General features: G+C 34.7%; 12 protein-coding genes. 8 read left to right on the forward strand and 4 right to left on the reverse strand.

All coding sequences use genetic code 11. The features are described 5' to 3' along the window. The first annotated feature begins 49 nt into the window (after nucleotides 1-49). Both CXF67_RS14785 and CXF67_RS14790 read left to right on the forward strand, forming a co-directional pair. The gene (locus tag CXF67_RS14785) at nucleotides 50-985 is read left to right on the forward strand and encodes a lytic transglycosylase domain-containing protein (protein WP_102089443.1); all 936 of its coding nucleotides are present in this window, start codon (nucleotides 50-52) and stop codon (nucleotides 983-985) included. An 11-nt stretch (nucleotides 986-996) separates the two neighbouring features. Further along, a complete protein-coding gene (locus CXF67_RS14790) occupies nucleotides 997-1,365 on the forward strand; it encodes a sulfite exporter TauE/SafE family protein (RefSeq protein ID WP_102089444.1) in 369 nt (122 codons plus the stop codon). Between the two features lies 1 nt (nucleotide 1,366). Here CXF67_RS14790 and CXF67_RS14795 read toward each other — a convergent pair whose 3' ends face one another. After that, on the reverse strand, nucleotides 1,367-1,951 hold the full coding sequence (locus CXF67_RS14795; protein ID WP_257984706.1) for a TlpA family protein disulfide reductase: 585 nt from the start codon (nucleotides 1,949-1,951) through the stop codon (nucleotides 1,367-1,369). 220 nt (nucleotides 1,952-2,171) lie between these two features. On the opposite strand from CXF67_RS14795, the gene CXF67_RS14800 reads away from it, so the two are divergent. After that, nucleotides 2,172-2,774 (forward strand): sensor histidine kinase family protein, encoded by a 603-nt coding sequence (locus tag CXF67_RS14800; protein WP_102089446.1) that lies wholly within the window; start codon nucleotides 2,172-2,174, stop codon nucleotides 2,772-2,774. Continuing rightward, complete coding sequence (locus CXF67_RS14805) at nucleotides 2,771-3,508, forward strand: response regulator transcription factor (protein WP_102089447.1); 738 nt, start codon at nucleotides 2,771-2,773, stop codon at nucleotides 3,506-3,508. The genes CXF67_RS14800 and CXF67_RS14805 overlap by 4 nt, the downstream gene beginning before the upstream one ends. Here CXF67_RS14805 and CXF67_RS14810 read toward each other — a convergent pair whose 3' ends face one another. Continuing rightward, on the reverse strand, nucleotides 3,509-4,024 hold the full coding sequence (locus CXF67_RS14810) for a hypothetical protein (protein WP_015025999.1): 516 nt from the start codon (nucleotides 4,022-4,024) through the stop codon (nucleotides 3,509-3,511). A gap of 133 nt (nucleotides 4,025-4,157) precedes the next feature. Between CXF67_RS14810 and rpmH the strand changes: the two genes are divergently transcribed. From rpmH to CXF67_RS14825, 3 genes are all read left to right on the forward strand, one after another. After that, nucleotides 4,158-4,319, forward strand: a complete 162-nt coding sequence (gene rpmH, locus CXF67_RS14815; RefSeq protein WP_093368309.1) for a 50S ribosomal protein L34 — start codon at nucleotides 4,158-4,160, stop codon at nucleotides 4,317-4,319. A gap of 89 nt (nucleotides 4,320-4,408) precedes the next feature. Then, a complete protein-coding gene (gene carB, locus CXF67_RS14820) occupies nucleotides 4,409-7,261 on the forward strand; it encodes a carbamoyl-phosphate synthase large subunit (protein ID WP_102089448.1) in 2,853 nt (950 codons plus the stop codon). Nucleotides 7,262-7,263: 2 nt separating this feature from the next. Then, nucleotides 7,264-7,773, forward strand: coding sequence for a gamma carbonic anhydrase family protein (locus CXF67_RS14825; RefSeq protein WP_102089449.1), 510 nt, complete (start codon nucleotides 7,264-7,266; stop codon nucleotides 7,771-7,773). 69 nt (nucleotides 7,774-7,842) lie between these two features. On the opposite strand, the gene clpB is transcribed toward CXF67_RS14825, so the two are convergent. Further along, complete coding sequence (gene clpB, locus CXF67_RS14830; protein WP_102089450.1) at nucleotides 7,843-10,428, reverse strand: ATP-dependent chaperone ClpB; 2,586 nt, start codon at nucleotides 10,426-10,428, stop codon at nucleotides 7,843-7,845. A gap of 179 nt (nucleotides 10,429-10,607) precedes the next feature. Here clpB and CXF67_RS14835 point away from each other — a divergent pair, with 179 nt between their 5' ends. Continuing rightward, nucleotides 10,608-12,884 (forward strand): T9SS type A sorting domain-containing protein, encoded by a 2,277-nt coding sequence (locus tag CXF67_RS14835; protein ID WP_102089451.1) that lies wholly within the window; start codon nucleotides 10,608-10,610, stop codon nucleotides 12,882-12,884. Between the two features lie 78 nt (nucleotides 12,885-12,962). On the opposite strand, the gene CXF67_RS14840 is transcribed toward CXF67_RS14835, so the two are convergent. Continuing rightward, entirely contained in the window at nucleotides 12,963-15,203 is a 2,241-nt protein-coding gene (locus tag CXF67_RS14840) for a TonB-dependent receptor family protein (protein ID WP_102089452.1), read from the reverse strand. Nucleotides 15,204-15,263: the final 60 nt, after the last annotated feature.

The raw sequence follows: 15,263 nt of genomic DNA on the forward strand, positions 1-15,263 counted from the left end.
TGGATTAATTTCAGAAGGAATTTTACAACATTAAAAAATAAACTAAAACATGAAATTAGATACCTTTTTTACAAAATCGATTTTTACTTTAGGGGTGGCCACTTTAACCCTTGGAAGTTATTTTGCCATAACCAGTTTTATAGCTGGCTACGATGAAGACGTTAAAACTTCGAATCCAGAAAAAAGTTTTGAAAATGATTATAACGTGTTTGCGATAGACATACCAGAGCAAATTGATTTTGCAGGAGAAAAGATTCCTTTAGATATTCCAGATATCAAAGAAAGGTTAGACCGAGAGTTGTTAGTCAATACGTATTGGCAATCCAATGCTCTACTTTTGATAAAAAGGGCTCATAAGTATTTTCCTATTATTGAGCCTATTCTAAAAAAGAATGGGATTCCAAATGACTTTAAATATTTAGCGGTTGCGGAGAGCGGTTTAGAACATGTAGTTTCTCACGCAGGTGCTACAGGATTTTGGCAAATCATGAAAGGAACTGCAAAAGATTATGGTCTTGAAGTCAACGATAATGTTGATGAACGCTACCATATTGAAAAAGCTACTGAAGTAGCTTCCCAATACCTCAAGAACTCCAAGGAGCGTTTTGGAACTTGGACATTAGCCGCAGCTTCCTACAATGCCGGTAATGCAGGAATATCGAGAGAATTAAAACGACAAGAGGTAGACGATTATTTTGATTTACTTCTCAATCCAGAAACATCTAGGTATGTTTTTAGAATCGTAGCTTTAAAACATATTCTATCCAATGCTGAAGATTTTGGCTTTCATTATGAGGATAAAGATCTTTATGAAATGAAGCCTATAAAAAAGGTAGAAGTCGATACGGCGGTAAGTGATTTCGTAAATTTTGCTAAACAGTTTAATATGAATTATAAGACCTTAAAGATTCATAATCCTTGGCTTCGAGATAAACATTTGGATAATTATTCCAAGAAAGTTTACAAAATTGAAGTTCTTAAATAAAAACCTTTAGTATGAGTTTATTAGTGATTTTAGCATTGGTAGTTATTGGTCTTATTGCTGGCTTTTTAAGTGGTATTCTCGGAGTTGGTGGGGGAGTGGTGATGGTTCCGCTTATGATCTTACTTTTAGGATTTTCACAGCACCAAGCTCAAGGTACAAGCCTTGCCGTTTTAGCAGTTCCAGTGACGCTAGCAGCAGCCTATACCTATTACCAAGATGGTAGTTTAAATTGGAGATATGCATTAGTTATGGCACTTATGTTTGTGATTGGGGGATATTTGGGATCGAAATTAGCTATAAGTCTAGATGAAAAGGTTTTAAAACGGATTTTTGGAATCGTATTAGTGGTCCTTGGGTTTAGAATGATTTTTGTTAAATAAACTATAGATTTTCATATTTTTTTAAATCTAAAATATCTTTTTTCATAGACTTTAGACAAATCTTAGTAGCTATTTCCGTGTCTACAGATGGATGAACTTGCTTATTGCTTCTAATGTTTAGAATTGTCTTATCCTGACTTAAAGTTATAGAGATAGGAAGCCCTAATTTGTGCTTCAACATTTTAATAGTTTTGGTTTCTGTATTATATAATTCGTCGACATACAATACTTTGATTTTAGTATGAAATTGTTTAGAAAACAAAATAGCATCTTCTTTCGTATCCCACATTATAAGTACAAAATCCATCCAATCTCCATGGGTGTCTATGAGTTGCTTTAAAGCTTCGGTCTCCCCATTACTAGGAACACACCAAGACGCATAACTCATGAGATATAAAGGGTTTTTAAAATCGTATAGATGATTAATCTTATTATTGATACTGTAAACTCTAAAGTTATCTAGAATTGTCCCCTTAAGCTTAAGACTGACTAAAGAATCAAAATAATTATTGGTAGAATTGTGATTTCCTAGATTAAAATCAGACTCTGATTTTGTTTGAAACTCATCGTGATATAATTCTAACATTTGGGAAAATAGAATACTATCATTTTTTTCTGCGGGTTGAGAAAAAATTGACAATGAAAAAAATAAATAAAAAATAATTTTTAACAATATAATAGTTATTAATTGTTAAATTTAAACAAATTAATGCGATTAAACCTAAACAATCTTTCTGCTTATTTAGCAATTATTATAAATTACTAATTTTAAATAACTTATATTTGTTTTAACTAATCAATTTTTAATGACAAATAATTTAAATGAAAACAGTGACGGTTTAAAAGAAATCCTAGACAAAACTCTTCATCGTTTTAAAAATAATCTCCAAACTCAATTGAGTTTGATGAATATACAATCGGCGACAAATCGGTTATACTTTGATGATAGGAAGGTTATTGTAGATAGAATATTTGCCCTCACCTATCTCTACGATGTATTTTATAGGACTAATAAAGAAGAAGCTTTACCATCTGATACATTGATTTCTTTTCAATTTTATGTGCTCCAATTCCTTCAATATTTAAAAAGTTCTACCTCTGAGATAGACTTTGAATTAACGGGCATTTCGCATTTGAAAGCAGACGTAGATGACCTTTTAATTTTGGCTTATATTTTGGTCGAGATTAACGATTTCAGGATGAGCCTCAACGATCGAATGGTGTTAGATTTTAGCCACAATTCAAAAAAGATAAGTTTAAAATTCTCCTTTGATAGTATTAAAAATCATGAAAAATTCCCTGATTTATTCGAAAAGCAGTTTAAAATATTTGATTTATTGGTAAAACAGCTTAAGGGTAAATTCGATTACAAAAAGAAATTTGTTAGACTATCATTCCCAATCTTATGAAAACAAAAATACTAATAGTTGAAGATGACAAAATAGTATCTTTTGAAATCCAATCTATTCTCAATCAAAATGGTTTTGATTCAACTATTTGCGAGAGCTATAATTGTTGTATTAAAAACCTAGACACCTTTAAACCCGAGCTTATTTTGCTGGATATTGATTTAAGTAAAAAATACGAGGGCATACAAATAGGGTCGTATTTAAATTCCAAGTCGAAAATTCCTTTTATCTATATCACAGGATATACAGATACAGAAACTCTTAAACGTATCCAAACGACTAAGCCTGTAGCATATCTATCCAAACCCTTTAGGGAAATTGACGTCATAGGCAATATTGAATTGGCTTTGTATAACAAAAAAGCCTCTTTTGATGATATTGGTAACTATGAAGTTGAAGAAGCGAGCATATATTCAAAACCCATTAAAAGAGCTTTGGAATATATCGATACCAATATTAATCAAGAAATTAAAACAGATGAACTTATACGCGTTTCAGGTTGGAGTAAGTTTCACTTTATAAGAGAGTTTGGAAAGGAAGTAGGTAAAACACCATATCAATATGTTCTTGATGAGAAAATGAAATTGGCTTCTTCAAAGTTAAAAAACACTTACCAAACGATTAAGGAAATTGCATTCGATATTGGCTACACATCCAATTCTAGCTTTACAAATGCCTTTGTGAAACACTCAGGAATTTCGCCATCTAGTTTTAGAAAAAAATATTGTAGGTAATTAGAAGCGCTTCATTTGTTTCTTCATCATTTGTATCTGCTCGTTTAGCATTCCATTTTTATCAAGAGACTTTGCTTCTTTTAAAAGCAGTTGTGCTTCTCGCTTTCTCCGTTTAGTCATAGCGATACCCGCTAGGTTTAATTTAGCCATTGCTAAATCTTGCTGCATGGATAAACCTAATTTTATCGCCTTTTTGAAGTACTTCTCAGCTTTCGTCATATTGGTTTGAGAAAGTAATAAGCCGTGAATATAGTTAAAATAGCCTTGTTGTTTTTGAGTTAAAGCCGTTTCAGGATTTTTAATTCTATCTAGCCATTTTCGTGTTCCCTCAAAATCCTGCTTCCTCAATCTTAAAAATGCCAACAAAATCATTTCGTTTTTAAAATAAATAAAGATAAATATCCCTGAAAAAAGAATAAGGGCAATTCCATTACCAATGAAACCTTCAACAATTTGGAATATGCCAAAAGCTATTAAAAGGCCTGCAATGATAAGCTTGAAATTTTTATGAAACATGATTTTAATTTTAATTGCAAATCTAACAAAAACAATTGAAAAAAACTTTATTATTAGGTTTGCAAAAATAAAAAGGAGTCGTATATTTGCACCCAGTTTTCAAAAAAAGATAATACATTTAAAGAAATAAAAAATGAAAAGAACTTTTCAACCTTCCAATAAAAAAAGAAAGAATAAACACGGCTTTAGAGAGAGAATGTCCTCCGTAAGCGGCCGTAAAGTCCTAAAAAGAAGAAGAGCAAAAGGAAGAAAGAAATTGAGTGTTTCCTCTGAAATGAGTCTTAGAAAACGATAAGAAATGAAACATTAAATTCATAATATAAGGTGTTGCTTTAAGTAACGCCTTTTTTTATACCCAATAGTCTCACTTTTTATAATCTTACTATGCCAAAAAACAATTCTATCAAGACTATCTTACTCATAGGCTCAGGTCCTATAGTTATAGGTCAAGCCTGTGAGTTTGATTATGCAGGTTCTCAATCCTTAAGATCTCTTCGTGAAGAAGGTATAAAAACAATCTTAATCAATAGCAACCCTGCTACAATAATGACTGATCCTTCTATGGCAGATCATGTCTATTTGAAACCACTAACAACCAAATCTATTGTAGACATCCTAAATGCACACCCAGACATTGACGCTGTTCTTCCAACAATGGGGGGGCAAACGGCCTTGAATCTGTGTATTGAGGCTGATGATAAAGGCATCTGGGAAGATTTTGGTATTAAAATTATTGGAGTAGATATTGACGCGATCAATATCACAGAGGACAGAGAGAAATTTAGAAAATTAATGCAGCATATTGGAATAGGAGTTGCTCCGTCCAAAACAGTGACGTCTTTTCTTCAAGGAAATGAGGTAGCTCAAGTTTTTGGGTTTCCTCTTGTAATTCGTGCTTCCTTTACCCTTGGGGGAAGCGGTGCGTCTATAGTCTATTCCGAAGATAGTTTTGAAGAGCTTCTTACTCGTGGGCTCGAAGCCTCTCCTATTCATGAGGTCATAATTGATAAGGCCTTGATAGGCTGGAAAGAATATGAGTTAGAACTCCTCAGAGATCGCAATGATAATGTGACGATTATCTGTAGTATAGAAAATATGGATCCCATGGGTATCCATACTGGTGACTCTATAACTGTCGCTCCAGCTATGACGCTAAGTGATAGGACGTATCAAAAAATGAGAGATATGGCCATTAAAATGATGCGCAGTATCGGTGATTTTGCTGGTGGGTGCAATGTTCAATTTGCGGTAAGTCCAGATGAAAAAGAAGATATTATTGCCATAGAGATAAACCCGAGGGTTTCTAGATCCTCAGCCTTAGCCTCTAAAGCAACTGGGTATCCTATTGCAAAAGTGGCTTCAAAACTTGCTATAGGCTACCATTTGAACGAGCTTCATAATCAAATCACTCAAACTACTTCTGCATTTTTTGAGCCTACATTAGATTATGTTATTGTAAAAATACCACGTTGGAATTTTGATAAGTTTGAAGGATCAGATAGAACCTTAGGCTTGCAAATGAAGTCTGTAGGTGAAGTGATGGGGATTGGACGCTCTTTCCAAGAAGCTTTGCATAAAGCCACTCAATCTTTAGAAATAAAAAGAAACGGACTTGGTGCTGATGGAAAAAGCTATACAGATTACAATCAAATTTTAAGCAAATTAGAATATGCGAGCTGGGACAGGGTGTTTGTGATTTATGACGCTATTCAGTTGGGAATCCCACTAAGTCGTATTCATGAGATCACCAAAATTGATATGTGGTTCCTTAAGCAATACGAAGAGCTATACAGTTTAGAAAAAGAAATTTCAAAGTATGATATAAAAAGTATCACTAAGGAATTAATGCTTGAAGCTAAGCAAAAAGGCTTTGCAGACCGACAAATCGCTCACATGTTGAAGTGTTTAGAAAGCGAGGTGTACACCAAAAGGGAGGAGCTTAATGTGAATCGAATTTACAAGTTGGTAGATACTTGTGCAGCGGAGTTTGAGGCCCAAACTCCTTATTATTATTCCACTTTTGAAGCAGATGTAATTGACGCAAATGGGAAGAAAGTTTTAGCCAACGAGAGTGTGGTGACCGATAAAAAGAAAGTTATAGTCCTAGGGTCTGGACCTAATAGAATAGGACAGGGAATCGAATTTGATTATTGCTGTGTACATGGAGTGATGGCGGCTGCAGAATGTGGTTATGAAACGATTATGATTAATTGTAATCCTGAAACGGTGTCTACTGATTTTGATACGGCAGATAAATTATACTTCGAACCTGTTTTTTGGGAACACATTTACGATATCATCAAGCATGAAAACCCTGAAGGGGTGATCGTTCAGCTAGGAGGACAAACAGCTTTAAAACTAGCTGAAAAGTTAAGCAGATACGGTGTCAAGATTTTGGGAACAAGTTTTGAATCCTTAGATCTAGCGGAAGACAGAGGAAGTTTTTCTAAATTATTACAACAAAATAATATCCCATACCCAGAATTTGGGGTAGCAGAAACAGCAGATGAAGCCTTAGCTTTAGCAGAAGAGCTCGATTTTCCTATTTTAGTAAGGCCCTCTTATGTCCTAGGAGGCCAAGGAATGAAAATTGTGATTAATAAAAAAGAGCTAGAAACTCATGTCGTAGACTTATTAATGAAAATGCCTAATAACAAACTATTATTAGACCATTATCTAGATGGAGCTATAGAAGCAGAAGCAGATGCGATATGCGATGGTGAAGATGTTTACATTATAGGAATTATGGAGCATATTGAACCTTGTGGAGTCCATTCTGGAGATTCTAATGCGTTATTACCTCCTTTCAATCTTGGAGATTTAGTACTAGAGCAGATAAAAGATCATACCAAGAAAATCGCGTTATCTTTAAATACGGTGGGTTTACTAAACGTGCAGTTTGCAATAAAGGATGATAATGTATATATTATTGAAGCTAATCCAAGAGCATCAAGGACAGTTCCATTTATAGCAAAAGCTTATAAGGAGCCTTATGTGAATTATGCCACTAAAATTATGCTAGGACATAAAAAAGTAAAAGATTTTAATTTTAATCCTCAGCTTGAAGGTTATGCTATTAAGCAACCGGTTTTCTCTTTTGATAAGTTCCATAATGTCAATAAGCAACTAGGACCAGAGATGAAAAGTACTGGAGAAAGCATCCTGTTTATAGATAGCTTAAAAGATGATACCTTTTATGAGCTATATGGAAGACGTAAAATGTACTTAAGCAAATAGAAATGGCACTTATTCAATCTGTTAAAGGAGTTTCACCAATTATCCCAGAGTCTTGTTTTTTAGCACAGAATGCTACTGTGCTAGGAGATGTTAGGATGGGAATCGATTGTAGTGTTTGGTACAATGCTGTTATTCGAGGAGATGTTAATTCTATTGAGATCGGAAACGAAGTTAATGTACAAGATGGTGTTGTTATTCACTGTACTTATCAAAAAGCAGCAACAAAAATCGGGAATAGAGTTTCTATAGGACACAAGGCTATTCTTCATGGTTGTACCATAGAAGATAGCGTATTAATAGGTATGGGTGCTATAGTGATGGACCATGTTGTTGTAGAATCGGGGAGTATTATAGCCGCAGGCGCAATTGTTGTCTCTGGAACTCGTGTTGAAAAAAATACAATTTATGCGGGTATTCCAGCTAAAAAACTGAAAGATGTTTCTAAAGAAAATAAAGAAATGATAGAAAGAACAGCAGACAATTATATGATGTACCAAACTTGGATAGATTGATTTTGACTTCTTATACTAAACAAAAAGCCCGTTTGTAAAAACGGGCTTTTTGTTTAGTATAAATTGGTACTATTGGTTTCTAAAAATCAGCTTGTCATCAAATTGATCTAAAAGGATAATGCTATCGGTTTTGATTTTTTCGGCTAAAATTTCTTTTGATAGGATGTTAAGAACTTCTTTTTGGATCGTCCTTTTAACAGGTCTTGCTCCATATTGTGGATCAAAGCCAATCTTGGCTATATACTCGATAGCTTGTTCTGTAGCATCTATAGTGATACCTTGTTTCATCAACATCTTTTTTAGACCATTGAGCTGTAACCCGACAATTTCCTTAATGTTGTCTTTCGATAAGGGAGTGAACATAACCACATCATCAATTCTATTTAGAAATTCTGGCCTTACACTTTGTCTTAATAAGCCTAGAACCTCCACTTTAGCACTTTCCATTGCACTTTCAACATCTTTAGTCGTATCATATTTTTCTTGGATAATATGACTTCCAATGTTAGAGGTCATGACTATGATACTGTTTTTGAAATCTGCAAGTCGACCTTTATTATCTGTGAGTCGACCTTCATCTAAAACCTGCAATAAAATATTAAACGTATCTGGGTGGGCCTTTTCAATTTCATCTAAAAGTATAACAGAATATGGCTTTCTTCTTACCGCTTCCGTTAATTGCCCACCTTCTTCATAACCTACATAGCCTGGAGGTGCCCCTACCAACCGACTTACTGAGTGTCTTTCTTGATATTCACTCATATCTATACGTGTCATCGAGCTTTCATCGTCAAACATATAGTCCGCAAGCGCTTTGGCTAATTCCGTTTTACCCACACCTGTAGTGCCTAGGAAGAGAAAAGATCCAATTGGTCTATTTTGGTCTTGAAGGCCAGCACGACTTCGCCTTACAGCATCAGAGACCGCTTGTATGGCTTCCTGCTGTCCAACAACCCTTTTGTGCAATTGATCTTCAAGTTTTAAAAGTTTTTCTCTATCAGATTGAAGCATTTTTGTCACTGGAATTCCTGTCCATTTGGCAACTACTTCAGCGATATCTTCGTAATCAACCTCTTCTTTAATAAGGGTATTTTTGGTTTTCTGGCTTTCGACCTGTTCTTGTAATTTACCGAGTTGTTCTTGAGTTTCTTTTATTTTGCCGTACCTATATTCAGCTACTTTGCCATAATCACCCTCGCGCTCTGCTCGTTCTGCTTCTAGTTTATACTCTTCAATATCAGTTTTTAATCTCTGAATATGATCAACCACATCTTTTTCATTTTTCCATCGAGCGTGAAGCGTATTGCGCTCATCCTTAAGGTCTGCCAAGTCAGCTCTAAGCGATTTTAATTTAGTTTCATCTTTTTCACGCTTAATGGCCTCAATTTCTATTTCCAACTGCATGACTTTCCTGTCGAGTACATCCAATTCTTCAGGCTTCGAATTTATTTCCATCCTTAATTTTGACGCTGCCTCATCCATTAAATCGATAGCTTTATCAGGAAGAAACCTATTGGTAATATAGCGTTGAGAAAGTTCAACAGCTCCAATGATGGCCTCATCTTTAATCCGGACTTTATGATGAGCTTCATACTTCTCTTTAATTCCTCTTAGGATCGAAATAGCACTTTCGGTATCTGGTTCATTCACAATTACCTTTTGAAAACGTCTCTCTAAAGCTTTATCTTTTTCAAAGTATTTTTGAAATTCATCTAATGTTGTAGCTCCTATTGCTCTTAATTCTCCTCTGGCTAAGGCTGGCTTTAAAATATTAGCCGCATCCATTGCGCCTTGTCCTCCACCAGCACCTACAAGAGTATGGATCTCGTCTATAAATAAGACAATATCTCCATCACTACCTTGCACTTCCTTGATAACTGATTTCAATCGTTCTTCAAACTCTCCTTTATATTTAGCACCAGCAATTAATGCGCCCATATCAAGGCTATAAATCTTTTTAGATTTTAGGTTTTCAGGAATGTCTCCAGCGATAATCCTATGAGCAAGACCTTCTGCAATAGCCGTTTTACCAGTACCGGGCTCACCAACGAGCATTGGGTTGTTCTTAGTCCTACGAGAAAGAATTTGGAGAATTCTTCTTATTTCTTCATCTCTTCCTATAACGGGGTCTAACTTTCCTTCTTCGGCAAGTTTATTTAAGTTATTGGCATATTTTTCTAAAGAATTATAATTGTCTTCTGCATTTTGAGAGGTGACTTGATTGCCTTGGCGAAGTTCTTGTATAGCAGATTCTAGAGCTTTCTCTGTGACTCCTTGATCTTTAAAAACTTGAGAAGTCTTACTCTTACTTTTAAAAATAGCTAAAATTAGATGTTCAATAGAGACATACTCATCATTCATTCTTTTAGCAATAATGCTTGCCTCGTTAAGGGTTTTACCCGCTTCTCTGGATAATACAATGTCACCTCCGGTTACTTTTGGAAAACTCTCTAAATTTCTACTTAAAATTTGAAGAAATAACTGAGTATTGATATTGAGCTTTTTTAGAAGAAAAGGGGTTACATTTTCATCAACCTGAGTTATAGCTTTAAAAATATGTTCGTTCTCTATTTGCTGATGTTCAAGTTCTTGTGCAAGTAACTGAGCTTTTTGTAAAGCCTCTTGTGTTTTTATGGTGAAGTTTTTAAAATCCATATGACGTAGTTTTAAAATATCAGTTCAAAGTATATACCTAAAAAAAATATTACCATTATGGCAGCTATTTTAAGCTAAAAACTAGCGTTTTGTCATGCAATTGATTTTAATTAAAAAGACTAGAATAATTTATTTAACAATTTATTTAAATATATTCGTAATCAATTAAAAATTTTAACATGAAAAATAAATACTATATTTTATTATTTACCTTATTTTGTTTTGGTTTTAGTCAAGCTCAAGTTACCAATGAAGGTAAACCTAAGAGTTGGAAATTAGAAATTGAATCAAACAAAGCTTTAAATCTTCCTAGTTTTGATTTAAAATCTTTGCAAGTAGAAGACGCTATCAACGACGAGCTTAAGAATCAACCCTATAGATTTGGTTACGAACATCAAGTGAGTCTCGACTTTAAAGATGGGACTTGGAATGAACTTAAAAATGGAGATCGAGTTTGGCTTTTGAATATAAAATCTGAAGGGGCTAAGACTTTAAATTTTTTATTTGATGAATATCACCTTCCTGATGGAGCTAAACTTTATTTTTATAATGAGGATAAAACAGATCTTTTAGGAGCCTATACCTCTTCTCAAAATAGAGACGATATGCAATTTGGAAGTTGGCTTATCGATGGGGATAATATTTGGATAGAATATTTTGAACCTGCAAACGCTAAGTTCAAAGGTCAGCTTCATATCTCTAAGGTGGTTCATGGATATAGGAGTGTTATGGATATCCCCCGACTAAATAAGGCATTAAATAGTTCTGGCCCCTGTAATCAAGATGTAGATTGCCCATTAGGTCCAGACTTTGATGATTTGAAAGAAGAATTAAAGAAATCGGTGGCTATGGTTGTTGTTGGTGGCAATGGTTTATGTTCAGGCGCCCTAATAAATAATACCAATAATGATGGTGCACAGTACTTTTTAACAGCAAATCATTGTGTTGGGAGTTCAGTCGCCAGTTGGGCTTTTCGTTTCGATTGGAGAAGTCCAGACCCTTCATGTTCTACAACAACAAACTCTACAAATGGTCCTTTTAATCAGACGGCCAGTGGAGGATCTATTTTAGCTAGAAATGTTAAATCTGATTTTGTATTACTAGAAATAAATGCTCCCCTACCAACGGATTGGGATTTAGTTTGGGCAGGCTGGGACCAAAGCGGAGATATTCCAGATTTTACAGTGGGTATTCACCATCCTAGTGGAGACATCATGAAAATTGCAAGAGATAACGATTCTCCTGCAAAAAATTCTAGACCTTTTAACGGAATTGATGATATGGACAATTGGTTTTTAGATGAGTGGGAATTGGGAGTAACTGAGCCTGGTTCCTCAGGTTCACCTCTTTTTGATCAGAATGGAAGAATTGTTGGACAACTTGCTGGGGGTCGTGCTGCTTGTAGTGGTACTGCGAATAATGGAGACTTTGATTATTATGGAAGATTTGACGTGTCCTGGGATTACGGAAATACGTCTTCATCACGGTTACAAGAATGGCTAGATCCTACTGGTTCAGGAGTTGTTATTTTAGATCAATTTCCACCTTTGCAAATATTTGATAATGACGTAGCATTAGCAGTTGATAATGTAAGTGGTATTATCTGTGGAGATGAAGCTTTTCCTGTGTTCAGAATACTCAACCAAGGAAATGACGTTGTGACTAATGCTACATTAATCTATCAAATAGGTACCCAATCTGAAATAAGTGTAGACTGGTCAGGCTCTTTAGCAATAGGTGAAAGCGAAGAAATTGTTTCTCCTACTCTTACCCTTTCAGATGGAAATGTATTGGTTGCCTCTTTAGAGATTGATGGTGTTCAAGATGGATTTCCTGATAACAATTCTATGACAAGAACAATAGACAATTTCCAAGATGCTACATATGAAACAGAAACAGTAATTTTAACATTATTGACTGATGACTATGCCTCTGAAACTTCTTGGGAGTTTTATGATCAAGATGGAAACTTATTAGCCCAAAGTCAAGGAGGATTTGCTAATAACACAACTTATACTGTGACTTTTGAAGTGGATCCAGATAGTTGCTACGAATTTGTAATATTAGATACACTAAATGATGGTATTTGTTGCGCCTATGGTATTGGATCTTACAGTTTGGAAACGGGTACGGGTGAACTCATATTCGAAGGAGGTGAATTTGATGCATCTGAATCTACAAATTTCAGAATTAGTGATAACCTATCTTCAATTGGGTTCGATTTTAGCTCTGGCTTGAGTGTTTATCCAAATCCAGCATCTGCTTTTGTACAAATTGAAATAAATTCAAATGAAGAATTTAATGTAGAGCTATTTGATATGAGTGGTAGAAAACTTTACCAAACTCAAATGAATGGTGCTATATCCATTGATTTAAATGCTTATGCAACTGGGATTTATTTTGTGAAAATAGGCGATGGTGCAAACTCTATTACCAAGAAAATAATCAAGCAATAAGTAGAGACTAAAAAGTTTAATAAAGAAAGCCCTGATCATAATTGATCAGGGCTTTTTATTGAAATAAAAATCAAACTTTTATAAGCTAAATTCAAATCCTCCATAGATACCAAAAGGGTGACCCGGCCTAAGACCAGCTGGTACTCTGGAGGCTTCGTATTCGGTATCTAACATATTGATGACATGTGTCGTCAAACTAAAGTTATCTGTTAAATGGTATTTAGCTGAAATATCTAAAATAAAATTACGCCCTACTTTTTCATTGGTGGAAATGTTTCCAGAACCAGCCTGAGTTCTAAATTCTCCTCTATATCTAGAATTAGCATGAACTTCAAATTTTTCAGCCATAAAACTTAAACCTGCATTAAACTGATGTCTAGAAATGTAAGGGACTTCATCTCCTGAAGCCACTGCTCCCCATATACCAACATTACTATCAAAGGTATTTTGGAATTCTGCATCTGTAAATGTATAAGTCATCGTTAGTGGAAGACTGAAGTTGACGTTATTGGTTAGAAAATCATAACTACCTAGCACTTCAAGACCTGCTACATCTACTTCGCCTGCATTAAACAAATCTAAGTTACCAAGACCACCAGTTGCAGCTAAATCGCTCCCAAGGAGATTGCTATAGTCATTATAAAAACCTACAACTTCACCAGAAAAACCATAGAGACTAAAACGTGTTCCTAATTCATAATTCACACTCTGCTCCGAGCTTTCCCCTACTGTAGTTCCAGCTGGAGAAAAACCTTTGTGAACTCCACCGAATAATGAAAATTCTTGATTAAACTTATAATTAACCCCAATTCCTGGTATAAATTCATTCATTTCATTAGATCTAGTACTTAAGTTAGTTCCAGTTCTAGTGACATCTTCGGTTCCAAAATCATTTCTTTCTAAAATGATATTCTCATATCTCAACCCTGGAGTAAATGTCCAACGTTTGTACTTCAATTTATAAAGAACGTGAGCAGCGAAAGCATCGGCATCAGTTATTCTGTTAGAATCTGTTCCAGGAGTTCCTTGCTCCACTAAGTTCATATTTCCATTAATCATGTTATAACCATCGACCCATTGAAAACGATCTTCTTCATCTTGGTGATATCTTAAACCTACTTCAACATCATGAAAAACCGATCCAGTGGTAAAGTGATAAGCCGCTTTAGTTTGAATTCCTTGTGAATAATATTCTCGATTGTTATTTTTTACATTGAGAGCAGAACCTTGAAAGTTCTGTGTTCCATTTACCAGTCCAAATAAAAAGGGAAAGTCTCCTGGGTTTTCAATTAAATTTGAAATGCTAGCTGAACTTCCGCTTACGGATACATCATCTAATTTATACCAATTTCTTTTAAAATCATTCCTATAAGCAGTGGTTGTGATTCTGAAATAATTTGAGAATTTTGCTGTGTGAGTAAACATAAATTGCGTGTGCTCCGTATCCATCAAATCTTTTTGTGAACCAGCATATCTTCTATAAGGAGTTGTCCCGTAATCTTCATCGGTTAGCCCAAGATAAGTTTCATCAGATTGTTCATCAGAATACTGAAATTTAAAGTCTAAAGATTGCTGGATTCTAGCTTCGGGATTTGTATTAACTCTAAATTTTACGACAAAATCATTGGTGTCAAATCCTGTATTTCCTCCATTATCAAGATTTTTGAAGCCATCTGAACGCCGTTTATTATATTCAACACTATAACCGAAGTTTTTGAAAGAATCGCCAATACTAGCATAACTATTTAAGGTATGGTATGTTCCATAACTTGTTCTTAGGTTAGCTCTGAAGTCATTTGGAATTTCTGTAGATATAAAATTGATAGCTCCACCAGTGGTATTTGGACCATATTGAATTTGGCTACTTCCTTTAAGTACCTCTACAGATTGCATCCTGTTAACATTTGGAAAATAGTAAGCAGAGGAAGCACTGTAAGGAGCAGGAGCAATTAAAACTCCATCTTCCATGATATTTATTTTAGAAGAACGCTCCGGGGATGTTCCTCTCAAGCTTATATTAGGTCGAAGTCCAAATCCATCTTCTTCATAAATAGAAACCCCTGGCACTTGAGCTAGAACTCGGTTGATATCGGTATAATTTTGTTGTTGAAGTTCTTTTTTGGATAGAAAATAGGCAGAACCTGTTCTATTTTTTACTTCAAACTTACTTCCCAGGAGTTTATTAGCAACGATAGTTACCTCCCTTAAATCTTGAATAGAGTCCGAAGATTTTTGATTATTCGATTTCGTTTGTGCCTCTACACCTATAAAGCTAAAAAGTAAAACTAAAGAAAGTATTAGTTTTTTAATGGTACTCATCTTAATTCCTATTTATTTGGATTAAATTTTAATTGCAGGTGCAAAAATAATAGCAATCTT

Origin of the sequence: Psychroflexus sp. MES1-P1E (genome assembly GCF_002836055.1) — a bacterium.
Classification (GTDB): Bacteria; Bacteroidota; Bacteroidia; order Flavobacteriales; family Flavobacteriaceae; genus Psychroflexus.